General features: G+C 74.8%; 22 protein-coding genes. 2 read left to right on the top strand and 20 right to left on the bottom strand.

Going from position 1 to position 22,761, the window contains the following annotated elements; all coding sequences use genetic code 11:
• Positions 1-229 precede the first annotated feature (229 nt).
• The 8 genes from thiI to J4709_RS30105 form a co-directional block, all read right to left on the bottom strand.
• The gene (gene thiI / locus J4709_RS30140) at positions 230-1,462 is read right to left on the bottom strand and encodes a tRNA uracil 4-sulfurtransferase ThiI (RefSeq protein WP_208245489.1); all 1,233 of its coding nucleotides are present in this window, start codon (positions 1,460-1,462) and stop codon (positions 230-232) included.
• A gap of 104 nt (positions 1,463-1,566) precedes the next feature.
• Positions 1,567-2,592 carry a 6-phosphofructokinase gene (locus J4709_RS30135; protein WP_208245487.1) on the bottom strand — a complete coding sequence of 342 codons (1,026 nt, stop codon included), beginning with the start codon at positions 2,590-2,592 and terminating at the stop codon, positions 1,567-1,569.
• Positions 2,593-2,697: 105 nt separating this feature from the next.
• On the bottom strand, positions 2,698-3,258 hold the full coding sequence (locus tag J4709_RS30130) for an SCO6045 C-terminal-like domain-containing protein (protein WP_208245485.1): 561 nt from the start codon (positions 3,256-3,258) through the stop codon (positions 2,698-2,700).
• A complete protein-coding gene (locus tag J4709_RS30125; protein WP_208245482.1) occupies positions 3,255-4,064 on the bottom strand; it encodes an MbnB/TglH/ChrH family RiPP precursor modification enzyme in 810 nt (269 codons plus the stop codon). Before J4709_RS30125 ends, J4709_RS30130 begins: the two co-directional genes overlap by 4 nt.
• Position 4,065: 1 nt before the next feature.
• Positions 4,066-5,124, bottom strand: coding sequence for a TIGR04222 domain-containing membrane protein (locus J4709_RS30120; RefSeq protein ID WP_208245474.1), 1,059 nt, complete (start codon positions 5,122-5,124; stop codon positions 4,066-4,068).
• A gap of 42 nt (positions 5,125-5,166) precedes the next feature.
• Entirely contained in the window at positions 5,167-5,805 is a 639-nt protein-coding gene (locus tag J4709_RS30115) for a response regulator (protein WP_208245829.1), read from the bottom strand.
• A 26-nt stretch (positions 5,806-5,831) separates the two neighbouring features.
• On the bottom strand, positions 5,832-7,046 hold the full coding sequence (macS, locus tag J4709_RS30110) for a MacS family sensor histidine kinase (protein WP_208245472.1): 1,215 nt from the start codon (positions 7,044-7,046) through the stop codon (positions 5,832-5,834).
• Between the two features lie 4 nt (positions 7,047-7,050).
• Positions 7,051-7,785, bottom strand: a complete 735-nt coding sequence (locus J4709_RS30105; RefSeq protein WP_208245470.1) for a lysophospholipid acyltransferase family protein — start codon at positions 7,783-7,785, stop codon at positions 7,051-7,053.
• 368 nt (positions 7,786-8,153) lie between these two features.
• On the opposite strand from J4709_RS30105, the gene J4709_RS30100 reads away from it, so the two are divergent.
• Positions 8,154-9,110: a hypothetical protein gene (locus J4709_RS30100; RefSeq protein WP_208245466.1), complete on the top strand. Its 957-nt coding sequence runs from the start codon at positions 8,154-8,156 to the stop codon at positions 9,108-9,110.
• Here the strand turns inward: J4709_RS30100 and J4709_RS30095 are convergent.
• The 6 genes from J4709_RS30095 to J4709_RS30070 all read right to left on the bottom strand — a co-directional run bounded on the left by J4709_RS30095 (position 9,107) and on the right by J4709_RS30070 (position 13,461).
• Entirely contained in the window at positions 9,107-9,817 is a 711-nt protein-coding gene (locus J4709_RS30095) for an endonuclease/exonuclease/phosphatase family protein (protein ID WP_208245464.1), read from the bottom strand. The two genes, J4709_RS30100 and J4709_RS30095, sit on opposite strands and share 4 nt — an antisense overlap.
• A 9-nt stretch (positions 9,818-9,826) precedes the next feature.
• Positions 9,827-10,795 carry an ROK family glucokinase gene (locus tag J4709_RS30090; protein ID WP_208245456.1) on the bottom strand — a complete coding sequence of 323 codons (969 nt, stop codon included), beginning with the start codon at positions 10,793-10,795 and terminating at the stop codon, positions 9,827-9,829.
• Positions 10,796-10,845: 50 nt separating this feature from the next.
• Positions 10,846-11,376, bottom strand: a complete 531-nt coding sequence (locus J4709_RS30085) for a hypothetical protein (protein ID WP_208245446.1) — start codon at positions 11,374-11,376, stop codon at positions 10,846-10,848.
• A 54-nt stretch (positions 11,377-11,430) separates the two neighbouring features.
• Positions 11,431-11,865, bottom strand: coding sequence for an SRPBCC family protein (locus J4709_RS30080; protein ID WP_208245444.1), 435 nt, complete (start codon positions 11,863-11,865; stop codon positions 11,431-11,433).
• Positions 11,866-11,944: 79 nt separating this feature from the next.
• Entirely contained in the window at positions 11,945-12,712 is a 768-nt protein-coding gene (locus tag J4709_RS30075) for a metallophosphoesterase family protein (RefSeq protein ID WP_208245442.1), read from the bottom strand.
• A gap of 53 nt (positions 12,713-12,765) precedes the next feature.
• Entirely contained in the window at positions 12,766-13,461 is a 696-nt protein-coding gene (locus J4709_RS30070; protein ID WP_208245440.1) for a copper homeostasis protein CutC, read from the bottom strand.
• A gap of 229 nt (positions 13,462-13,690) precedes the next feature.
• Between J4709_RS30070 and J4709_RS30065 the strand changes: the two genes are divergently transcribed.
• Positions 13,691-15,481: an AMP-dependent synthetase/ligase gene (locus tag J4709_RS30065; protein ID WP_208245438.1), complete on the top strand. Its 1,791-nt coding sequence runs from the start codon at positions 13,691-13,693 to the stop codon at positions 15,479-15,481.
• A gap of 37 nt (positions 15,482-15,518) precedes the next feature.
• Here the strand turns inward: J4709_RS30065 and J4709_RS30060 are convergent, their stop codons facing one another.
• From J4709_RS30060 to J4709_RS30035, 6 genes are all read right to left on the bottom strand, one after another.
• Complete coding sequence (locus J4709_RS30060) at positions 15,519-16,181, bottom strand: NAD(P)H-binding protein (protein WP_208245436.1); 663 nt, start codon at positions 16,179-16,181, stop codon at positions 15,519-15,521.
• 45 nt (positions 16,182-16,226) lie between these two features.
• On the bottom strand, positions 16,227-17,540 hold the full coding sequence (locus tag J4709_RS30055; RefSeq protein ID WP_208245435.1) for a DUF1996 domain-containing protein: 1,314 nt from the start codon (positions 17,538-17,540) through the stop codon (positions 16,227-16,229).
• A gap of 35 nt (positions 17,541-17,575) precedes the next feature.
• On the bottom strand, positions 17,576-18,211 hold the full coding sequence (locus tag J4709_RS30050; RefSeq protein WP_307801652.1) for a DUF4142 domain-containing protein: 636 nt from the start codon (positions 18,209-18,211) through the stop codon (positions 17,576-17,578).
• Positions 18,212-18,357: 146 nt separating this feature from the next.
• Positions 18,358-19,872, bottom strand: coding sequence for an NADH-quinone oxidoreductase subunit NuoF family protein (locus J4709_RS30045; RefSeq protein ID WP_208245434.1), 1,515 nt, complete (start codon positions 19,870-19,872; stop codon positions 18,358-18,360).
• Positions 19,869-20,909 (bottom strand): hypothetical protein, encoded by a 1,041-nt coding sequence (locus J4709_RS30040; protein WP_208245433.1) that lies wholly within the window; start codon positions 20,907-20,909, stop codon positions 19,869-19,871. Before J4709_RS30040 ends, J4709_RS30045 begins: the two co-directional genes overlap by 4 nt.
• Entirely contained in the window at positions 20,890-22,521 is a 1,632-nt protein-coding gene (locus J4709_RS30035) for a hypothetical protein (protein WP_208245431.1), read from the bottom strand. The genes J4709_RS30040 and J4709_RS30035 overlap by 20 nt, the downstream gene beginning before the upstream one ends.
• Positions 22,522-22,761 lie beyond the last annotated feature (240 nt).

Genomic DNA, 22,761 nt, shown 5'->3' with positions numbered 1-22,761 from the left:
GCAAGGTGTGACGGCAGAAGGCCGCAACCCCGCGCCAACAGCAAGGGGCGCACGTCATAAGCCCAGCCGCAGACGACCTCAACGTTGCGATCGCGTGCGAAGCCGGATTCGAGCGAAGCGAGAATCTGATCGCGCAGCGAGCCCCTGGGCGAGCCGGAGCGATGCAGCGATCGCCGCACCGCCCGTTGAAGGGAGGGCCCCCAGGGCCCGACCGCCGAGGGCGGTGCGATCAAGCCTGCTGGTCGCCGTAGACGGGGCGGTGTTCCTGGACGGATTCGGCGAGCTGGTCGGCGAGCTCGTCGACGTCGAGGCGCTTCTCGATCTGGCGGAGGTCGTCGATCTTGGCGCGGGTCTCGGCGCGGCGGGGCGCGAGCATCGTGCAGCAGTCCTCGTCGGGCAGTTCGGAGATGGTCAGGGTGCGGATGCGGCGCGCCTGGTCCATGATCTCGATCTTGTCCATGCCGACGAGCGGGCGCAGGATGGGCAGCTCGACGGCGTCGTCGAGGGCGGTGATGTTGGCGAGGGTCTGGCTGGAGACCTGGCCGAGCGCGTCGCCGGTGATCAGCGCGGAGCCGCGCAGGCGGCGGGCGAGGACCTCGCCGGTGCGCAGCATGAGGCGGCGCTGCGCGATCACCGCGAGCCGGTCGGCGCCGGACGACTTGATCTGCTGCTGGGCCTTGCCGAACGGGACGACGAACAGCCGGGACCCGTTCTGGAACTTGTCGAGCTCGCGGACCAGCGCGTACGCCTTGTAGATCGATTCGGGGCCGGTGAACGGCATGCCGGAGAAGTGCAGGTAGTCGACGCGCAGGCCGCGGCGCATCATCCGGTACGCGGCGACGGGCGAGTCGATGCCGCCGGACATGAGCACGAGGCCGCGGCCGCTCATCCCGACGGGCAGGCCGCCCTGGCCGGGCAGGCCGCCGGAGTAGACGAACACCTCGTCGCGGTCGACCTCGATCGACAGGGTGTGCTGCGGGTCCTTGAGCCGGACGGCCTGCCCGTAGCGGTCGGCGACGAGGGCGCCGATGTGCCGGTCGAGCTCCATGGAGGTCAGCGGGAACCGCTTGTCGCGGCGCCGGGACCGGACGGCGAACGTGCCGGTGCGGCCGTCCATGAGCTCGAGGGCGGCGCGCTCGACGCTGGCGAGGTCCTTGCCGACCCGCCAGGCGCGGTGCGCCCACACGATGCCCATGACGTCGGTGATCCGCTGCGCGACGCGCTCCATGGTGGCGAGGTCGGCGTCGTGCTTGCGGACGATGAACACGCCGTGCCGGCGGACGACGTCGACGCGGGCGATGGGGCGGACGGCCTGCCGGACGTTGTCGGCGAGGCGGCGCTCGAACAGCTCGCGGTTCTTGCCCTTGAGGACGACCTCGCCGAGTTTGAGCAGCACGCACGGCTCCCCGTCGACCGGGGACTGCTCCCGGACGTCCGCGGGCGCGGTCTCGAGCGTGGTCATGCGTGGTCCTCCCGGCGGGAACAGGTCAAGGGGCGGCCTCCAGTGTGGCCCACCGAATGCAACATCGCGACCCGGAATGCCTGTTCCCGGCGGGAGGGACGGGTTCAGCCGAAGAAGACCTCGGCCTCGGCGTAGCGCTCCAGCGGGACGGTCTTGAGCTCCTTGGTCGCCTCGTCGAGGCCGACGCGGACGATGTCGGTGCCCTGGAGCGCGACCATCTTGCCGTAGTCGCCGTCGCGGACGGCGTCGATGGCCTGGAGGCCGAAGCGGGTGGCGAGGACGCGGTCGAACGCGGTGGGGGTGCCGCCGCGCTGGATGTGGCCGAGCACGGTGGCGCGGGCCTCCTTGCCGGTGCGCTTCTCGATCTCGTCGGCGAGGGCCTGGCCGATGCCGCCGAGCCGGACGTGCCCGAACGCGTCGCGCTCGCCGGTCTGCAGCTGCATCTGCCCGTCCATCGGGTGCGCGCCCTCGGACACGACGATGATCGGCGCGTACCGGGTCTTGAACCGGCTCTCGACGTACTCGACGACCTTGTCGATGTCGAAGGGCCGCTCGGGGATGAGGATGACGTTGGCGCCGGCGGCCATGCCGACGTGCAGCGCGATCCAGCCCGCGTGCCGGCCCATGACCTCGCAGATCAGCGCGCGGTGGTGGCTCTCGGCGGTGGTGTGCAGCCGGTCGACGGCCTCCATGCCGATGTTCACCGCGGTGTCGAACCCGAAGGTGTAGTCGGTGGCGTTGAGGTCGTTGTCGATCGTCTTCGGGACGCCGACGACGTTGACGCCGCTCTCGTACAGCTCGCGGGCGACGCCGAGGGTGTCCTCGCCGCCGATGGCGATCAGGGCGTCGACGCCGAGGCCGGCGAGGTTGTCCTTGATCCGTTCGACGCCGCCCTCGACCTTGACCGGGTTGGTCCGGGACGAGCCGAGGATGGTCCCGCCGCGGGGCAGGATGCCGCGCACGGCCTGGACGTCGAGGGCGACGGTGTCGCCTTCGAGGGGGCCGCGCCAGCCGGCCCGGAAGCCCACGAACTCGTAGCCGAAGACCTGCACGCCCTTGCGGACGACCGCGCGGATGACCGCGTTCAGTCCGGGGCAGTCCCCACCTCCGGTGAGCACTCCGACTCGCATGCCGTCTCCTTCTCCCGCCACCGGGCTCCCTCCTCGGTTCACATGGCCAGACTAGTAGTCAGGGCATGGCTACGCAGGGCATTCGCCGGCCGTCCCGGCGTGCCGTCATTGGTCTAGACCATAGCCTCCGGAGGCGCCCCGCGGCACGCCGTCCGGCGGGACGCGGCGCCGGCGCGACGGGCCCCCGATGATCCGGACCCTTCCCCGGAAACGCACCGCCACTCCCCCGGGCACGCGCCGTGCCGCCGCCCGCCGTGGACGCGGCGCCGACGCGCCGTCATAGGCCCAAACGATCTCCGCGGACGCCAGTTCCCGTGCGGCCTCCCCGGCGAGGCCGTCCCAGTGCGCCCGCGCGAAGTCCCATCCGTCCCGGAAGGACCCCTGGGTCGGGCGTTCGGCCGCCCACGCGGCGAACTCCGCGTTCCAGGCCGTCCCGTAGGAGGCGGCGAGCGCGGGCCATGCGCGGGCGACCTCGCCGGCGCGTTTCAGCAGGACGCCGTGCGCGGCGACCCGTACCGCGGCGGCGTCGAACCCGGCGGGCACCGGGCCGCCGGACGCCATGGCCCGCACCAGCGCCTCCTGCGCCGCCGCGAGCCCGGCGTCGAAGCCGCCGTCCGAGCCCGCACCGCCCGCGCCGCCCGCGCCGCCCGCACCGCCCGCGCTCATGTGACGGGCGCCATCCCGGACGCGGCGGCGATCGCGTCCAGCTCGGCGCGCATCTCGCCGATCGGCGGGTAGTGGCCGTCGCGTTCCAGCAGGAAGCCGGGCGGGCGGTGCCGCGCGCACAGTTCGGCGATCAGGTCCAGGACGTCCCGCGGGACGGCGGCGGTGTGCGTGTCGTGGTAGCGGCCGCCCTGCTCGACGCCGCCCGCGACATGGCAGTACGCGACGCGCTCCAGCGGCAGCCGGTCGAGCAGCCGGACGGGGTCCTCGCCGCGGTTGCGGGCGTTGGCGTACACGTTCGCGACGTCCAGCAGGAGCAGGGCGTCGGTGCGTTCGAGCAGTTCGGTGAGGAAGTCGCCCTCGGTGTACTCGGCGTCCGGCCAGTCGAAGAGCGTCGCGATGGGCTCGACGGCGAGCGGGACGGGCAGCTCGGCGCGGGTGCGGCGGATGTTGGCGGTGAGCGCGTCCAGCGCCGCCCGCGTGCGTGGCACCGGCAGCAGGTGCCCGGCCTCGATCCCGCCCGCGCGGACGAACGCGACGTGCTCGCTGACCAGCGGCGATCCGAGCGCCTCGGCGCAGGCGGCCAGGTGCGCGACCCGGTCGGCGGCGACGGGTTCCGCGCCGCCCAGCGACAGCTTCACCCCGTGCGGGACGACCGCCGCGCCGCGCTCGCGCAGTTCGAGGAGTTCGGGGGCGGGGTGCGCCGGGTGCACGGACTCCGCGATCACCTCGGTGAACCGCAGGCCGGGCAGCGCGCCCACGAATCCGGCGATCTCCGGCCGCCACCCGATGCCGACGCCCAGGTCCATGTCAGCTCCCGCCCCCGCAGCTGCTGCCGCAACTGCTGCCACCGCCGCAGCTGCTTCCGCACCCTCCGCCGCCGCCGCAGCCGTGGTGGCCGCCCCCTGAGCCGCAGCCGTGGTGGTGGCCGCCCCCGGAGCCGCCGCCACCGCAGGAAGCGGACGAGCAGACGATCGCGGACGAAGAGCAGGCCGAGCCCGTGTACCCGCCCGAGCTCGCCGCGACCCCGGTCAGCTGGAGGTAGCGGCCGAGCCCGACCGTCTGCGCGAACATCTCGTCGAACGCCATCAGCGCGGCCGTGCCGAACAGCGCGACGCCCATGACGACCGCCGGGCCGGCCAGGCCGTCGTAGGAGGCGCCCTGCGCCGGGTCGAGGTGCGGGCTCGACGACCTGACCTGCGCGACGGCCCGCTCGCCCTCCTTCGTCGGCCCGTGGCCGGCCGCGAGCCGGATCGCCGCCCAGGACAGGACGGCGAGCGGCGCGAACACGATCAGCGCCTTCGGGAAGTCGTCGTAGGCGTCGTCGATCATGAAGAAGTACACGAAGCCGGCGAGCACCCAGCCGCGCAGGAGCCACCGGTTCGCCCACAGCCCCGGCCGGAACCCGAGGCGGATCAGCAGTCCCTGCTCGATCAGGCCGTCGCGGAGCCCGTCGAGCGCGGACGACACGCCCGTGTCGGCGGTCAGCTCGGCGAGCGTGCCGGCGCGTTCCTCCGCGATCGCCGTGAAGACCGCGCCGTCCAGCGGATGGTCGGCGGTGCGCGGCGCGTCGGACGGCGGGCGGGCCGCCGTCAACCGGCCGTCGCCGTGGGCGTCGACCGCGCCGTCCGTCCGCAGCGCCGCCAGCGACGCGGCGATCGCGTGGCGTCCCCCGCCCTGCAGGTAGGCGATCTCGTACGGGTGCGGGTCGCGCGTCGGCGGCGTGCCGCGCACCAGGGCCGATCTCCGCCGCCACACGACCGCGGCCAGCACGAGCCCGATCAGGAAGTGCAGCGTGAGGAGCCACAGCGTCTCGTCCACCGAAGGTGCTCCCGTCAGATGAGCGTCGTCGTCGCGGATCAGACGCACGCGTCCAGGCGGGAGTTGTGGGCGGGCGCGGCCGGAACCGGCCTAGTCCTCCTCGTCCAGGCCCTTCTCGATGGCGTAGCGGACGAGCTCGACGCGGTTGTGGAGCTGGAGCTTGCCGAGGGTGTTCTGCACGTGGTTCTGCACGGTGCGGTGCGACAGGACGAGCCGCTGCGCGATCTGCTTGTACGTCAGGCCCTTCGCGACGAGCCGCAGCACCTCGGTCTCGCGGTCGGTGAGGCGCGGCGCGTCGTCGTCCTCGCGGGCGGGCGCGGCGGCGAGCCGCCGGTACTCGCCGAGGACGAGCCCGGCGAGGCCGGGGGTGAAGACCGCGTCGCCGTCGGCGGTGCGGCGGACCGCGTCCAGGAACTCCTCGCGGCCCGCGGACTTGAGCAGGTAGCCGGTGGCGCCCGCCTTCACCGCCTCCAGGACGTCCTGCTGCTCGCCGCTGGCCGACAGCACCAGCACCCGGACGGGCGGGTCGGCCGCGGCGAGGTACCGGGTGACCTCGACGCCGGAGATGTCGGGCAGCTGGAGGTCGACGACGGCGACGCGGGGGCGCGCGGCGGCGGCGATGCGGACGGCGGTGCGGCCCTCCCCGGCGGTGGCGACGACCTCGTGCCCGGCCTCGGCGAGGTCGCGGGCGACGGCCTCGCGCCACATCGGATGGTCGTCCACGACCATGACCCTCAACGGAACCTCGCTCACGATCACACCTTAAACGCCGCGGACGCCCGCGGAACGGTCATCTCGATCTCGGTGCCCTCGCCGGGGGCGGAGACGATCGAGACGGTGCCGCCGAGGTCGCGGACGCGGCCCCGGATGGACTGTTCGACGCCGAGCCGGCCGTCCGCGGCGGCGGCGTCGAGGCGCCCGGGCGGCATGCCGGGCCCGTCGTCGCGGACGCTGACGGTGACCTCGCCGGGGCCGTCCTCCAGCAGGACCCAGGCGCGGGCGCCGTCGCCGCAGTGCCGCCGGACGTTGTCCAGCGCGGCCGCGACCGCCGCGGCGATCTCGTGGGCGTCGTGCTCGGGCACCGGCACGGGCGTCGCGGGGGTCGACACGGTCACCGCGGCGGACGCCTGGCCGGTCAGCAGCGGCCGCAGGTCGGCGGCGCGTTCCGGGCCGGTGCCGGTGCGCGGCGCGGGCACGCCGGCGGGCGCGTCCCCGGCGCCGGGCGCGAGGCCGGCGCCGATCAGCGCGCGCAGCGCCGCCTCCTGCTCGCCCGCCAGCCGGCCCAGCTCGGCCGCCTCGCCGCCGGCCTCGCCGCCGCGCCGCTGCACCATCGCCAGGACCTGCAGCACCGAGTCGTGGATACGGCGCGCCAGCCGCTCGCGCTCCCGCGTCGCCGCCTCCAGCTCGACGGCCCGGGCCAGCCGCGCCTCCGCCTCGCGCGCGAGCCGCACCACCTGCCCGACGACCAGGCCGGCGAGGAACAGCAGCACGATGCCGTTCAGGGTGGTGTTCCCCATCCCGCCGGCCGTCCCGGCGAAGGCGTGCACCAGCAGGTTCGCGACGCCGAGCACGAGCGCGGCGGTGACGCCGACCCGCCGCCCGCCCTCGACGGCCCAGGCCAGCACGGCCGCGGCGACCCAGGACACCGGCAGCGTCGGGCGGCCCGCCGCGATGTGCGGGGCCGTCTCCACCCAGGCGGTCGTGAGGATGCACGCGAACGCGATCGCGAGGTCGGCGGCCAGGAGCGGCCAGCCGCGCCGGGCCGGGTCCCGGTAGGCCAGGGTGGCGACGCCCGTCCAGACGGTCAGGACCGCGAGGACGGCCCAGCCGCCCAGCGGGTGCGCGTAGCCGCCGGAGTTCTTGCCGATCACGACGGCGGCGTAGACCAGCGCCAGCGCGCGGTACACGGCGACGGACCGCCACAGCGCCGCGTCGAGGCCCGTCGTTCCCCCGGTGGTGTCGTCCGCCACGGGATCAGTCCTCGGCGATGCCCTCGTCGCCGTCCTCGACCGGCCGGACGGTCTTGCCCGCCATCTCCGCCTTCACCTCGGCGGCGTACCGGTCGACGTACTCCTGCCCGGACAGCTTCTCGATCGCCGCCATGATCTCGTCGGTGACCTTGCGGAGCACCTCGCGGTCGTCCTCCTGGCCGAAGTAGCGGGAGAAGTCCATCGGCTCGCCGAACCGGACGCCCGGCCGGACGCCGAGCCGCGGGTAGGGCCGCCCGGGCGGCATCAGCCGGAACGTGTTGATCATCGCCATCGGGATCACCGGGACGCGGGACTTCAGCGCGAGCCGCGCCACCCCGGTCTTGCCGCGGTACAGCCGCTCGTCGGGCGCCCGGGTGCCCTCGGGGTAGATGCCGAGCAGCTTGCCCTCGCCGAGGATCCGCAGGCCGGTCTGCAGCGCCGCGTCGGCCTCGGCGCCGCCGGTGCGGTCCACCGGGACGACCCCGACGCCGGTGAAGAACGCCTTGCTGATCAGGCCCTTGATCCCCTTGCCGGTGAAGTACTCGCCCTTGCCGATGAAGAAGATCGGCCGCATCAGCGGCAGCGGGCCGAAGAAGTGGTCGGCGAACGACTGGTGGTTGCACGCCAGCAGCGCCGGGCCGCGCTTGGGGACGTTCCGCATTCCCCGGTTCCGAGGCCACCACGCGCCGTACATGATGGGGGAGAGCACGATCCTCAGCAGGATCCAGAACCAGAGCATGCCGACACCTTCCTCCGAGCCGCGGGTGCACGCGGCGCGCAAGACCGAGTCCCCGTCCGAGGGGGGTTAATGATGGGACATCTTCGCATCCCGGCCGTCCCCCGCCCACACCACTGTCCCGGTCCCGGAGCCCGGTCCGGCACACCCCGCCGCCGGATGAACGTAGGCTCTGAACGGAAATCTCAATCGGGTGCGCCCGGGGGCTTGTCCCGGGCGGCGCAGCGAATACCGTGGGACACACGTTTCGGGTCGTCCGGGAGTGCCGCCGCGCACCGCGGCGGACGGCCGGGCGCACACCTCAATGGGGGAGCGGAGGCCGCCATGCCGGTGCTGTCGGTCACGCCGGAGTCGTCGAAGGAGCCGGCGCCGTGAATCGCCGTGGCAATGGACTGTCCGCCGACACCTACGCGCCGCTGGTCGACCTCGCCCCGCATCTGGCCGACGCGATGCTGGCCGCGCTCGGCGAGGCGGGCGTGGCGGCCTACGCGGCGTCGCCGGACGGCCTGCCCGAGATCGCCGGGACGGCGGGCGACCCGGTCGGCGACGTGCTCGACCGGCTGTACGTGGACGTCGACATGAAGCCGGCCGCGGAGGGCATCCTGCGCGCGCACCTGGCCCGGCTGCGGGACGCGGGCGTGCGCGGCGACGGCGACGGCCGTCCCGAGACCGACCTGGCCGACGCCGCCGCCGACCCGCCGCCCGGGCGCGACGGGGTGCACGACGGCCCGCGCGACGGCGGCCTCGACGGCGCGTTCGACGAGTCCGCGTTCGACAAGGGCGCGTTCGACGGCGTGTTCGACGCGGCGGGGGGCGGCCGCGGCGACGCTGAGCCCGGCGCCGCGCCCGGCAAGGGCGACGGCGCCGAACCGGGCCGCGACCTCGACGAGGACGCGATCTGGGCGCAGATCGTCGCGGACTTCGACACCGCCCCCGAGGGCGACGAGGTGCCGTGGCCCGAGCAGGAGAACATCGCGGAGAAGCCGGCGCCGCCGCGCGAGGGCGACGACCGCACTGGCCGGCTGCCGCGGGCCCGGGTGATCCGGCCCGCCGACGACGCCCCCGAGTTCCCGCCGGACGACGACGAGGAGGGGCACTACATCCCGCCGCCTCCCCCGCCGCTGCCGAGCGCGGACCCGCTCACCAAGGGCGCCTGGATCGCGCTGATCGGCGGCCCGGTCTACCTGCTCGTCACGGTGATCCTGGACTGGGAGGTGCCCGGCTGGGCCGCGTTCCTCGCGGTCGCCGCGTTCATCGGCGGGTTCGTGACGCTGGTGCTGCGGATGGGCGACGAGCCCCGCGACCCCGACGACGGCGCCGTCGTCTAGTCCTCCGGCTCCGGCAAGCGCAGGTCGGCGCGCAGCGGCCGGTGGTCGGTGGCGCGGACGTGGTCGCCGGACTCGTCCGGCGGCACCCCGCAGCCGGCCACCTCGACGCCGGGGTCGGCGAACACGCCGTCGATGCGGCGGCGCGGGTCGCGCGCGGAGAAGGTGAGCTCCTCCCCCGCCGGCGCGGTCGCGTGGCCGTCCTGGAAGTGGTCGGTGAGCAGCGTCCACGACGGGCCGCCGGGCTCCTCGTTGATGTCGCCCGCCAGCACGACCGGCGCGCCGTACCGGTCGCGGGCCCGGTCGAGGTGCGCCAGCACCTCGCGGACGTGCCGCAGCCGCGGCCCGTCCGCGAGGTCGAGATGGGTGCTCGCCGCGACCAGCCGCGCCGGCCCGATCTCCAGCACGGCGATCGCCAGCGCCCGCCGGTGCAGGTCCTTGTCCGGTGTGAGCAGGTGGAACTCGCGGTGGACGCGGCGGGCGCGCGGCGCCGCGAGGACGGCGAGGCCGCACGCCCGGCGGCCCGCCGCCACGTCCATCCCGCACGCCCGCGCGAGCCGGCGCCGCTGCGCCCGCCAGCCCCAGAACCGCGGCACCTCCTGCAGGCACAGCACGTCGGGGCCGCCGGCCCGGACGACGCGCGCGACGGCGTCCGGGTCGTCCCGCAGCGACCGGATGTTGTAGCTCAGCACCCGGACCGGCGTCGGCACGGCGCGGCCCTAGACGGACGCTTCGTGGAGGGGGCGGACGCGGGCGAGGTCGGCGGCGCCGACGATCCCGGCGGCCGAGCCGAGCTCGGCGATCCGGATGTCGGGCAGCGGGCGGTGCCCGCGGCCGGTCAGCGCCTCCTCGAACGCGACCCGGATCGGGTCGAGCAGCAGGTCGCCGGCGTCGGACAGGCCGCCGCCGATGATGAACGCGCCCGGGTCCAGGATCGCACTGAGGTCGGCCAGGCCCTGGCCCGCCCAGTGCGCGATCGTCCGGAAGCACTCCAGCGCCGCCTTGTCGCCCTCGCGGGCCGCCTGCGACACCTCGGGGCCGCTGATGCCCTCGGGCCTGCCGCCGCCGAGCTCCAGCAGCCGCCCCGCCATCGCGGGCGCGACCCGCGCCAGGTCGCGGGCCTCGTGCACGAGCGCGTTGCCGCTGGCGTACTGCTCCCAGCAGCCGCGGTTGCCGCAGCCGCAGCGGCGCCCGTCCGGGACGGCCCGGAAGTGCCCCATCTCGGCGCCGATGCCGAACCGGCCGCGGTACAGCTCGCCGTTGATGATGATGCCGCCGCCGATGCCGGTGCCGAGCGCGACCAGCACGAGGAAGTTCTCGCCGCGGCCGGCGCCGAACTTCGCCTCGCCCCAGGCGGTGGCGTTGCCGTCGTTCTCCACCACCACGGGCAGCCCGACGAGGTGCTCGACCTTCTCCCTGATCGGCTCCTCGCGCCAGGCGAGGTTCGGCGCGAACAGCACGTGGGAGCGGGTCTCGTCGACGAACCCGGCGGCGCCGAGGCCGACCGCCGACACCTCCGCGTACTTGCCCTTGAGCAGGTCGACGACCTCGGCGATGGTCTCGGCGGTCTCCTTGGGGTTGGTCGAGGGAGTCGGCCGCCGGACCTTCTCCAGGATCGTTCCCCGGTCGTCGACGACACCGGCGGCGACCTTCGTGCCGCCCACGTCCACGCCGATGGTCAGGGCCATGTACGCTTCCTCCTCCTCGCGCGGCCCCTGGCTGGAGCCCGTCCGCACCACTACCCGATGTCGATGGAGTCGCCGCCGGTGGCGTCCGCCCACGGGTCGCCCGGCTCGTCCTCGCGCGGCTTTCCCCCGCGCGGCGGCTCGCCGCGCGGGGCCTCCTCGCGGGGCGACCGTTCCGACCGCTCGGACCTACCCGTCCCGGGGCCCGCCGACGCCTCCCCCGGCCGCGGAGGCCGGTTCCGGTTCTCCTCCGGACGGGTGCGGTCGAAGCCCTGCACCACGTCCAGCGCGGCGGCCATCAGCGACCGGCCCGCGTCCCGGACGTGCCGGCCCACGTCGTGCCCGGACTCGCGGGACACGGCGATGGCCCGGCAGACCGGGCAGTGGCAGCACTCGGGGGCGCCGGTGGCGTAGCGCGGCGCTTCGGCGGTGGCGTCGGCCCACACGTCGTCCGCGCCGCCGCGGGAACGCTCCCCGCGGCGCTCGCGGTCGTCGTCGCGGGAGCCGCCGCCGACCACGCGCTTGAGCACCGCGTCGAAGAGCTTGCCCGCCTCGTTGATCAGGTCACCCGGCTGGTCGGTCATGACTCCATCATCCATCCGTCATCGGCGTGAAACGGTACCGCCTCCCGCGCGCGCTCAGCGCTCGACGCGGCGCTTGAGGCCCTTGAGCGCGGAGTCGATGATCCGCTTCTCGCCCTTGCGCTTCACCATGCCGATCATCGGGACGCGGACGTCCACCGCCAGCTCGTAGGTGACCTCGGTGCCGCCGCCGGCCTCGGCGAGCGCGTAGGTGCCGTGCAGGCCGGTGACGACCGCGCCCTTGTCGACCAGCTCCCAGCTCACCCGGTCGTCGCCGTCCCAGGTGTAGGCGAGGCCGACGGTGTCGCTGAACGGGCCGCCGTCGAAGGTCAGCCGGCCGCGCAGCGCCCGGCCGTCCGGGCCGGTCTCCTGGACGGTGAACTCGCGGATGCCGCTCGCCCAGTCCGGGTAGGCCTCCAGATCGGCGATCACCGCCATGATGTCGGCCTTCGCGGCCTTGATCGTGATGGAAGAACTCGTGCGGTCCGCCATCTGCGTTCCCCTCCGGCTCGCCGTGCACCCGCGCCCGTGGACCTTTTGCCCGGGCCGCTGTCCTACAGCACGGTATCCGTCACACAGTGAGGGCGTACGGCACCCCGCGCGCGCGGAAGTGGCCCACGTTCACGCATTCGGTGCGTCCGATGCGGGTGCGGGCGGCGAGCGGCTGATGGACGTGCCCGAACAGCACGTACTTCGGCTGCGTGCGGTGGATCGCGTCCAGGATCGCCTCGCTGCCCCGCTCGAACCGGCGCGCGACGGTGTCGTACAGCAGTTCGGGGACGGCGGGCGGGATGTGGCAGCACAGCACGTCCACCTCGCCGACCGCCTCGACCTTCGCGGCGTACTCCTCGTCGTCGAGCTCGTAGGGGGTGCGGTACTCGGTGCGCAGGCCGCCGCCGACGAACCCGAACCGCAGGCCGCCGATCTCGGTGGTCTCGCCGTCCAGGACGCGGTGCCCCTCGCGCAGGTGCGGCGCCCACATGCGCGGGACGTCGACGTTGCCGTAGGTGAGGTAGGCGGGGGTCGGCATCGCGGCGAACAGCTCGGCGTACTGCCGGTCGACGGCGCGCTCGATGTGCGGCCACGCGTCGCCTTCGAGGGAGGCCCACAGGCCGCGGGAGAACGCGCGGGCCTCGTCGAAGCGCTTCTCGGTGCGCAGCGCGATGAAGCGGTCGGCGTTCTCCTGGCCGAACAGGTCGGCGAAGATGCCCTGCCCGTGGTCGGAGTAGTCGACGAACAGGATCAGGTCGCCCAGGCAGATGAGCGCGTCCGCGCCGTCGCCCGCGCGTTTCAGCGCGTCCGCGCGGCCATGGACGTCGCTCACCACGTGGATCCTCATGAACCGACTCTAGTAGGGGACCTCTCCCCCGAAAACGGGCGCCCCTGCGGGCGTCAGCCCGCGGCCGCCGCGACCAGCGAGCGCCACTCCCCCACCAGCGCCGGGTCGACGGGGGCGTCCCACGAGCCGTCCGGGCGGACCGCGGTGCCGACGTGGAACGCGGTGACGCCGGCCGCGGCGAGCACCGCGACGTGCTTGCGGCGCAGCCCGCCCCCGGCCATGATCATCCCGGCGGAGCGGGGGTCCTCGGCGGCGCGCCGGACCAGCACGTCGACCCCGGCGTCCACGCCGCGCGGCGAGCCCGCCGTCAGCACGGTGTCGAGGCCGCCGTCCAGCGCCCGGACCGCCTCCCACGCCTGGACGGGGTCGGCGGCGTGGTCGACCGCGCGGTGGAACGTCCACGGCAGCGGCGCGCAGCCCGACGCGAGCTTGCCGGTCGCGCCGGCGTCGACGTGGCCGGACGAGTCGAGGAAGCCGAGCACGAACCCGTCGGCCCCGGCGGCGGTGAGGTCGGACGCGGCGCGGACGAGCCGGTCCAGCTCCGCGCCGGTGGTGCGGAACCCGGCGTTGGCGCGCAGCATCACCCGCAGCGGCAGCGTCGTCGCGGCGCGCACGGCCGCCACCATGTCCGGGTCGGGGGTGAGGCCGTCGGCGCCCATGTCCGCCACGACCTCCAGCCGGTCGGCGCCGCCGTCCTGCGCGGCCCGCGCGTCGGCGGCCGTCAGTGCGATCACTTCGAGCAGCGACATGCCGTCCCCCGACCGTGTTCGTGTACGACCAGGTCAAGGGTAGGGGACGGACCGGCGGTCGCCCGCGCGCGGCGAGCGGTCTTTGCCGTGCCGTTAACCGCCGGCCGCGGACCGGTCCGGGGTGGAACGCTCACGTCCCGGGGGTTTTCCTACTCGTGGGTATCATTCACCTTCGGAGGGACCGGCAGGTTCCCCCGCCGTCCCCGAAGATCGATCACAGGAGTGGGCCGTGCGCGAGTTCAGCGTCCCCGCGATGGTGGAGGTCCCCGACTCCGCCAATCTGACCGACGCGCCCTTCACCCGGGCCGCCGAGGAGCCCGGCGCCATCGTGCTGCGCCGCCGCAGCGGCGCGGTCTGGAGCGCCGTCACCGCGGCGGAGTTCGCGGCGGAGGCCGCCGCGGTCGCCAAGGGCCTGGTGGCCGCCGGCATCGAGCCGGGCGACCGGGTCGGGCTGCTGTCGCGCACCCGCTACGAGTGGACGCTGCTGGACTACGCCGTCTGGACGGCCGGCGCCGTCGCCGTCCCGATCTACGAGACGTCCTCCGCCGAGCAGATCGAGTGGATCGCCGGCGACTCCGGCGCCAAGGCGCTGTTCGCCGAGACCGACGCCCATCTGGCGCTGGTCGCCGAGGTCCGGGACCGGCTCCCGGGCCTCGCGCACGTCTGGGGCATCGACGCGGGCGCCGTCGACGAGGTCACCGAGCTCGGCAAGGACGTCACCGATGCGACGATCGCCGAGCGCCGCAGGTCCCGCGGCGCCGCCGACGTGGCGACCCTCGTCTACACCTCCGGCACGACCGGGCGCCCCAAGGGCTGTGAGATCACTCACGGGAACCTCGTCGCGACGGCCCGCAACGCCGTGCAGGGCGCGATCTCCGAGATCGCCGTCGAGGGCAGCTCCACGCTGCTGTTCCTGCCGCTCGCGCACGTGTTCGCCCGGCTGATCGAGGTCGCCTCCATCGAGGGCGGCATCGTCCTCGGCCACAGCGACGTCCCCAGCCTGCTGCCCGACCTCGCCTCGTTCCGGCCGACGTTCCTGCTGGCCGTCCCGCGGGTGTTCGAGAAGGTCTACAACGGCGCCGAGCAGAAGGCCGAGGCCGACGGCAAGGGCAAGATCTTCAGGACGGCCGCGGACACCGCGATCGCCTACAGCCGCGCCCTGGAGGACGGCGGGCCCGGCCTCGGGCTCAAGGCCAAGCACAAGGTGTTCGACGTGCTCGTCTACCGGAAGCTGCGCGCGGCCGTCGGCGGCCGGGTGCAGTACGCGGTGTCCGGCGGCGCCGCGCTCGGCGAGCGCCTCGGCCACTTCTTCCGCGGCGTCGGCATCACGATCCTGGAGGGCTACGGCCTCACCGAGACCACCGCGCCCGCGACCGTGAACCGCCCCACCGCCATCCGGATCGGCACCGTCGGCAAGCCCATCCCCGGCGTGGACATCCGCATCGCCGAGGACGGCGAGGTCCTGGTCCGCGGCGTCAACGTCCTGCGCGGCTACTGGAACAACGAGGCCGCCACCAAGGAGGCGGTCGAGGACGGCTGGTTCCACACCGGCGACCTCGGCTCCCTGGACGCCGACGGCTTCCTGAAGATCACCGGCCGGAAGAAGGAGATCCTCGTCACCGCGGCCGGCAAGAACGTCGCGCCCGCCCCGCTGGAGGACCGGCTGCGCGCGCACCCGCTGATCAGCCAGTGCCTGGTCGTCGGCGACGGCCGCAAGTTCATCAGCGCCCTGATCACGCTGGACGAGGAGGCCCTCGGCCCGTGGAAGGAGCGGCACGGCAAGCCCGCCGCGATGACCGTGGACGAGCTGCGCCGCGACCCCGACCTCATCGCCGAGATCGAGGGCGCGGTCGCCGCCGCCAACAAGTCGGTCAGCCACGCCGAGGCGATCAAGAAGCACGTGATCCTCGGCGTCGACTTCACCGAGGAGGCCGGGCACATGACCCCGAGCCTCAAGGTCAAGCGCAACGTGGTGATGAAGGACTTCGCCGACGAGATCGAGTCCCTCTACACCGCCTGACCGGCGCGCGGGCGCCGGTCAGCGCCGGTCGCACCGGTCAGCGCAGGGCGGCGACGGCGTCGGCGATGCGGACGTCGCCGTTCAGCAGGTCCAGGGTGCGGTGCCGGACGCCCGGAAGGGCGTCCACCAGCGCGACGATCGCCCCGGCGACGTCGTCGCGGGTGACCGCGCCGGGCCCGATCGGCGGCTCGGCGAGCGCCACGAGCCCGGTGCCCGGGTCGTCGGTGAGCCGGCCCGGGCGCAGGATCAGCCAGTCCAGGCCGGCGCGCGCCCTCAGGTCGTCCTCGGCCTCGCCCTTGGCGCGAATGTAGGCGGCCCACACCTCGTCGCGGCCCGGCGCGGGCGGGTCGCCCGCGCCCATCGCGGACACCTGCACGAAGCCCCGCACCCCGGCGCGCTGCGCCGCGTCCGCCAGCAGCACCGACGCGGCCCGGTCGACGGTGTCCTTGCGGGCGGCGCCGCTGCCCGGCCCCGCCCCGGCCGCGAACACGACCGCGTCCGCGCCCGACAGGTCGCCCGCGACCTGCTCGGCGGACGCCGCCTCCAGGTCCCGCACGACCGGCGTCGCGCCCGTCGCCCGCACCTCCGCCGCATGGTCGGGGTTGCGGATCAGGCTCACCACCGCGTCCCCGCGCCCGGCCAGCAGCCGGGACAGCCGCAGCGCGATCTGCCCGTGCCCGCCCGCGATCACGATCTCCATGACGCGATCCTACGCGCGGGCGGGCCCGGGCCCCGGGACCGGGGATCAGCGGCGGCGCCCGTTGATCGCGGTGACGGCCTTGCGCATGAGCTGGTCGTTCATCACGTTGATGAAGTCGCCGTGGTCCGTCACCGGGTCGTGGCCCTCCTCCGGGAAGGTGTCCAGCGCGAACGCCAGCGCCTTCGCCGGCACGTTGTAGGCCAGCGTGATCCGCAGCTGCGGGACGGCCTTGCGGCCCTGCGGGCACTGCCCCGTCCGCGGGTCCGGGAACACCATGTGGTCGCGGTGGTTCGCGCTGTCGGTGTTCTGCCCGTCCCAGCAGCTCGGGAAGTTCAGCACCCGCTCGACCCTGCTGCCCTGCGGGCACAGCGGGTACTTGTCGGCGAACGCCCGGTTCTCGAACCCGCTGCACGTCCACTGCGAGTGCGCGTTCGCCGGGCCCTTCGACGCGGCCTTGGCGTCACCGGTCACGATCCGGGTGAACCGCGGGATCGCCGTCACCTTGCTGCGCGGGTTGCCGAGGAACTGGATCCGCACCTTCGCCGGGGTGACGACGCTGCCGGTGTTGCCGTCCGCCTGGCTCTGCGCCGCGCGGTCGGAGCCGTCCTTGCCGGCGCGCAGCCGCACGACCGGCCAGTAGTAGGTCGACTGGTCGCCGTTGGTGCAGGTCGTCCCGGCCGCGGCGAGCGTCTGGTCGGTCGAGAACGCGCTGGTGTCGAGGTTCCCGACGTAGTCGTGGATGTGGTGCGCGCCGTTCTGGACGCCCGGCGCCACGATCACGTTGTCGGGGTTGCTGTGCTTCTGGCCCGCGTTCGTGCCGCAGTTGGACGTGAACACGCCGGTGGAGGCGGCCCGCATGCGCCGCGGCTGCCGGACGGGCGGCGCCTGGCGGATGTCGGCGAACTGGTCGGCGCGCGGGCCCGGCTTCACCTGGTTCTGGTCGCCCTGGCCGCCGCCGTTCTGGTTCTGGCCGTCGCCGTTCTGGTTCTGGCCGTCGTCGCCCGGCTGGTTCGGGTCGTCGGTCTGGTTCGGGTCCGGGGAGCCGGAGTCGGTCGGGCTGGGAGCGGCGGTCTGGGAGGGGTCGCCCATCCCGGGCATCTGGCCGTCGCCCATGCCGGGCATCTGGCCGTCCCCGTTCTGGCCGTCCCCGTTCTGGCCGTCCCCGTTCTGCTGGCCGCCGTTCTGCTGGCCGCCGCCGGTGGGGGGCGTGGTGTGCGCGCCATGGCCGGCCCGGTACTTCTGGACGTGCCCGGCCGGCTGGGCGGCGACGGACCCGTCGCCCGGCACCTCGTTGCACGCCGACGCGGCGAGCACGACCGCCGGGACGATCACGGCGAAGGCCCTTCTTTTTCTTCCCATGGAGTACTCCCTTTGAGCGGGGGGTGGGATACCCCTCAGTGCAGCGCGGATTTGGTGACCAGGCCGGTGCTCTCCAGCAGCTGGATATGGTGCAGGACGAATCTCATCCCGCGTTCCGCATAGGCCCGGACGATCGTGTTCTGGCTCTGCACGCGGGCCTTGGCGGCGAACGGCAGCACCTGCCCGTGCGCGGAGCGCATCCGGAACACGTAGTCGGTGTCGAACGCCTTCCCGTCGAGCCCGGACAGCTCCCGGAGATAGCTGCGCTGCGTGCCGTTCGGAATGGCGGGCAGCGTCACGCCGAGCTGCTTGGCGGTCGCCCGGGTGTCGGCGTCCAGCTGCATGTGCTCCTGGTTGATGATCTTGCCGATCTCGCGCACCCGGGGGCTCGCGCCGCGCTGCACGGCCATCTGGCTGGCCGGCATCTCCCAGAGCCCGGCCTGCCGGACCTTCACCAGCAGCAGCCGGTCCTGGGCGCTCAGCGGCCCCCACCTCGACGGGACCGTGGCGCCCTTGTCGACGCCGTTCGCCGGGGCGACCCGCGGGTTGAGCAGGAGCGCGAGGGCGGCCGCGAGGACGGCCGCGCCCGCGAGCAGCAGCAGGCCCCGGCCGCGCCGGACCCCGAACCGCGGGAGCCGGCGCAGTTCCGCGACACCGTACGAATTCCTCACCGAATCCCTTCCTCCTCCCGGAAGCGCACCGGAGAACGGAACCGGCGCGGTTTCGCCGGGCGATACGCGCCACGCCGGTCCCGGGGTTCACCCGCCGTTCTGAATTTTTCTTCCCCTGGCCGCCGAAATGGCAGGGCGGATCGCGGTCAGGAGCGCCGCACCGGGCTCCCGGGGACTCCCCCGACGACCCGCAGCGCCAATGCCGGGCACATCGCGACCGCCTTCTGCACGTCCCGTTCCATCCAGGACGGAATGTCGCTGCCGAGCACCACCGGAAAGCCGTACCGGTCGAGCTGGATCAGTTCCGGGACGAGGTAGGCGCACAGCCCGTGGCCGTCGCAGCGGCTCCAGTCGATCGCCACCCGGCCCTCCCGCCCCGTCGGGACGGGCAGCGGCAGCACGCCGAACGTCGGCAGCCCGCAGGTGCCGCCGTAGCGGTGCTCGCCGATGTCGGCCGCGAACGCCTCGACCGCCGACAGCACGAACCGCGCCGTCCCGTCGGGATGGGTGCAGGCGCCCCGGCCGCGGCCGATCGCGGCGGCGCGGCGCACGTCCTCGACCGTCCCGCCGCCGTCGCTCAGCGCGTTGAGGGCGCGGACGACGTCCGGCAGCCCCAGCCGGCACGGGCCGCACTGCCCGGCCGACTGCGCGGCGAGGTAGGACGCGATCCGGGTGACCTCGCCCAGCGGGCAGGTGCCCTGGCCGAGCGGCAGGACGATGCCGGCGCCGACCGTCCCGCCGACGGCGCGCATCCCGGACCGCGACAGCACGGCGCGCGCCGCCCCGGCCGGGTCGAGCCACGTCCCGTGGTAGCCGCCGACCAGGACGCCGGGGCCCGGCGGCACGTCGCAGTGCTTCAGGACGTCGCGCAGCGGCGTGCCGTACGGCGCCTCGACGACGGCGGTGCCGCCGACGGTGAGCAGCGTGGTGCCCGGCTCGTCGTCGGTCCCGGCGGAGGCGTACAGGTCGGGGCCGAGCGAGACCAGCACCGCGAGCTGCGCGAACGTCTCGGTGTTGGACAGCAGCGTCGGGTACCCGTCCACCCCGGCCTCGGCGGCGCGGACCTTGACGCCCGGCGGGATCGGCGTCTCGCCGTTGATGGCGCGGACCACCGCGCCGCTCTCCCCGGAGATGAACCGCTCGGTCAGCCGGACGACGCGGGCGGCCATCCGCCGCTCGCCGATCGCGGCGCGCACCGACCGGGCCGCCTCGTCGCTCTCCACGGCGAGGACGATCCGCTGGGTGCCGAGCGCCGTCGCGACGATCTGCGCGCCGTCCAGCACCAGGTGCGGGGCGCGGCCGAGCAGCACCTTGTCCTTGGCGCTGCCGGGCTCGCCCTCGGCGCCGTTGACGACCACGACGACGTCCTCGCTGGAGCCGCGGTCGCTCCCCTTCTCGCCGGGCAGCAGCAGCGCCGGGTCCCCGCCCGCGCGCTTCACCCGGGACGCGACGGCGGTCAGCTTGCGGGCGAACGGGAACCCGGCGCCGCCGCGGCCCCGCATGTCGACCTGCTCGGCCATCCGGACCAGGTCGTCCAGCGAGGGGACGCGCAGCCGGCCGTGCACCGCGAGGTGCCGGTCGAGGTCGAGCCGGTCGAAGCGGTCGAACCCGAGGGTGAGCCGCGGCCCGCCGATGTTGGAGACGGTGTGGACGCCGCTCACCGGATGACCTCGGTGTCCCAGCCGCCGCCCTCGCCGGGCAGCGGCACGCCGCGCGGATCGGTCACGGTGGCCCGCGAGTCCCGCCCCCCGAGCCCCCCGCCCGCCCGCGGGTCGTCCATGCGGCGCGCACCGTCCCTCATGCGGGCGTCGTCCAGCCGGCGTGTGTCGTCCATGCCGCGAGGAGCGTCGTCATAGCCGCGCGGATCGTCGAGGTTCCGCAGGTCGTCCGTGCCGCGCGGGTCGTCATAGGCGCGCGGGTCGTCGTCGTAGCGGCGGGGGGCGTCGTGGCCGTACGGGGCGGCCGGGCGCGGGTCGTGGTCGGGGAAGCGGCCGCGGGCGCGGCGGGCCGCGGCGGCGGCCGCCGCGCGCTCGCCGGCGCCGAAAGCGTCGCCCGCCCGCCCGACCTCGCGCGGCCTGATCACCACGATCAGCCGGGTGACCAGCGCGATCAGGACGCCGACGACGCTCATCACGTAGCTGAGCACCACCCAGTTCGCCGCGAGCCGCCCGGCGGTGAGGCCGTGCAGGATCCCGATCGGCCAGGAGATGTAGGCGACGGCGTGCATCGAGCGCCACACCCACGGCCGGGCGCGGGCCACGAACCGGGTCCGCAGGATCCCGGTGATCACGATCAGCACCATCAGCTCGAACGCGACGGTGCCGAGCCCGATCGCGTCCGGCGTCGGCACCACGATCTGCGCGGGCGCCGCGAGGCCGCCGAGCACCTTGACCGCGATGTGCGCGACGACCATCACCGACGCGACGACGGCGCACGCGCGGTGCGCGCCCTGCGCGAGGACCCGGTGCCGGATCTTCAGGATCAGCCGCTCGGTGGCCAGCAGCCCGGTCATCACCGCGCCGGTCAGCGCGAGCAGCGTGAAGACGCCCGCGTAGAAGGAGAGGAAGTACTGCGCCTGCGCCGCGGCGACGGCGCCCGGCGGGGTGGCGGCGCCGGCGAGCACCAGCACCGCTCCGGCGAGCACGGTGCGCAGCACCCAGGCGGGCACCGCGGGATCGTCACTGTTGCGTGTTCGCACCGCTCGGACTCCTGTTCTGGGTAGCGGACGGCGACGGGTCGCCGGCCGGTCCTGCGCCGGCGTCCGGCTCGCCGCCGGGCGCCGGCGATGACGGCGGGGGGTCGGCCGCGGGGACCGCGCCGAGGTTGGCGATCAGGCCCCCGGGAAGCACCTGGAGCAGGCCGCGCTCGGCGAACCCGAGCAGCGGCTTCGCGCGCTCGCTGAACGTCCAGCCGCCGATGACGGCGCCGTCCAGCGGGACGGGCGCGGCGCCGCGGCGCAGGTCGAAGCGGACCTCGGCGCGGTCGGCGGGGGCGCCGCCGCAGGCGCCGGCGGTGCCGGTCCGGCCGAGCGGGTCGCCGCGGCCGACGACGCTGCCGTCGCGCAGCTGGGCCGCCGACCGCACCCGGTCGTAGGTGGTGGCGACGCCGCCGGCGTGCACGACCATGAGCAGCGCGGGCCCGGAGCCGTCGCCGCAGAACCGGTAGAGCCGGCCGGCGCCGGACGCCAGGACGCGCCCGTCGCCGCCCGCGAACGCCAGCGCCGACAGCGGGCGCTGCGCGGAGGCGGGGCCGGCGGTGAGCATCGTCCAGGACGTGCCGGTCTTCCAGGGCAGCATGAGCCCGTCGCCGGGGCCGGTGCCGTTGACCGCGGCGGCGGCATGGCCGGCGGACAGCGTGCTGTAGCGGCGCAGCGCGCGCGCCTCGGACGCCGACATCAGGGTGGCGGGCATCGCGCCGAGCAGGGTGCCGAACGCGGTGGCGCCCGAGAGCCCGATCCGCCACTCCCGGCCCGTCCAGCGGGCCGCGAAGAACGCGATCTCGGGGTCGGCGTCGCTGCTCGCCGGAACGGGGATGGCGGTGGTGCCGAACATCCACGTCCCGTCGTCGCTGGTCCGGGCGACCGCGACGATCGGCGCCCGGGTCGGCGCGGCGCCGTAGGCCTGCCTGGCCGCGGCGCCCCGCTGGGCGAGGGTCGCCTTGCGCACCTGCGCGGTGAGCGCCTGCGCGTCCGGACGAGCGGGGGCGGCCGGTGCGCCGGACGCGCCGGGCCGCTGCGCGGGACGGTGCGGCGAGCCGGGGGCGGCGGTCGCGCGTCCCTTCGGGTGCCGCAGGCCCTTCCCGGCGGCGACCGACTCGGTCGTGCCGATGGGGCGGCCGTCCAGCAGCGTCCGCTCGGCTATCCCGAGCAGGGACAGGCCGACGACCGCCGACAGGACGAGCGCGCCGACGCCGATGCGGTCGGTGGGCAGCCGCGGCCTGCGCGGCGTTGCCTTCGGCCCTGGACGGGGCCGGGTGGGGGGACGCCGCCCGGAGCCCCGGGCCGGTTCCCGGCGCCGGGCCGCCGGGGGCGGCTCGGTCCGGTAGGCCGACCGCCGTGCCCGCTGCCGCCGCCGCGTCCGGTCCTTCTCGCGCCGCCGGACGTCACGGCGCGTCGGCTCGCGCCGGCGCCGCCGGTCCCGCTCGTCCCAGCCGGGCTGCTCCGACCACCACGATCCCTCGGGCCACTGCGGCTCCTCCGGCCGGCGGCCGCGTGCGGCCCCCGCCCGCGGCGAGGGACGCTCGGGTGCCCGCGCCCACGGTGCGGCATGCGTGTTGATCCGGGACGCATGCCCGTCGTCACGTCGCGCCATGCCCTCTCCTGTGGAGGAGGCGGAGCGCAGGCGAACGCCGGTTCGGCTCGTGCCGTCCAGGCGCGCGGCCCGGCGGCGGTCCCGCTGAGACATCGGGAACGCGGTGTGCGGAGCCCGCTCGCTCCTACCGCGTTTCCTGACGGGATTCTCGGCGAATCCCTTCGATCACCACCGGAGCATACGCCCCATTGGCCTCTCGGATGAGAGATGGTGACAAAAACGGTTCAAGCCGTATCCGCG

Origin of the sequence: Actinomadura violacea (assembly GCF_017573465.1) — a bacterium.
Lineage (GTDB): Bacteria > Actinomycetota > Actinomycetes > Streptosporangiales > Streptosporangiaceae > Spirillospora > Spirillospora violacea.
Note: the sequence above shows the minus strand (reverse complement) of the source record. Positions and strands in the feature narration are given on the sequence as shown.

Bases quoted from the DNA above. Each gene is read 5' to 3' on its own strand.
- thiI (WP_208245489.1), bottom strand. From the start codon at position 1,462: ATGACCACGCTCGAGACCGCGCCCGCGGACGTCCGGGAGCAGTCCCCG.
- J4709_RS30135 (WP_208245487.1), bottom strand. From the start codon at position 2,592: ATGCGAGTCGGAGTGCTCACCGGAGGTGGGGACTGCCCCGGACTGAAC.
- J4709_RS30130 (WP_208245485.1), bottom strand. From the start codon at position 3,258: ATGAGCGCGGGCGGTGCGGGCGGCGCGGGCGGCGCGGGCGGTGCGGGC.
- J4709_RS30125 (WP_208245482.1), bottom strand. From the start codon at position 4,064: ATGGACCTGGGCGTCGGCATCGGGTGGCGGCCGGAGATCGCCGGATTC.
- J4709_RS30115 (WP_208245829.1), bottom strand. From the start codon at position 5,805: ATGGTCGTGGACGACCATCCGATGTGGCGCGAGGCCGTCGCCCGCGAC.
- J4709_RS30105 (WP_208245470.1), bottom strand. From the start codon at position 7,785: ATGCTCTGGTTCTGGATCCTGCTGAGGATCGTGCTCTCCCCCATCATG.
- J4709_RS30090 (WP_208245456.1), bottom strand. From the start codon at position 10,795: ATGGCCCTGACCATCGGCGTGGACGTGGGCGGCACGAAGGTCGCCGCC.
- J4709_RS30085 (WP_208245446.1), bottom strand. From the start codon at position 11,376: ATGACCGACCAGCCGGGTGACCTGATCAACGAGGCGGGCAAGCTCTTC.
- J4709_RS30080 (WP_208245444.1), bottom strand. From the start codon at position 11,865: ATGGCGGACCGCACGAGTTCTTCCATCACGATCAAGGCCGCGAAGGCC.
- J4709_RS30075 (WP_208245442.1), bottom strand. From the start codon at position 12,712: ATGAGGATCCACGTGGTGAGCGACGTCCATGGCCGCGCGGACGCGCTG.
- J4709_RS30070 (WP_208245440.1), bottom strand. From the start codon at position 13,461: ATGTCGCTGCTCGAAGTGATCGCACTGACGGCCGCCGACGCGCGGGCC.
- J4709_RS30060 (WP_208245436.1), bottom strand. From the start codon at position 16,181: ATGGAGATCGTGATCGCGGGCGGGCACGGGCAGATCGCGCTGCGGCTG.
- J4709_RS30055 (WP_208245435.1), bottom strand. From the start codon at position 17,540: ATGGGAAGAAAAAGAAGGGCCTTCGCCGTGATCGTCCCGGCGGTCGTG.
- J4709_RS30035 (WP_208245431.1), bottom strand. From the start codon at position 22,521: ATGGCGCGACGTGACGACGGGCATGCGTCCCGGATCAACACGCATGCC.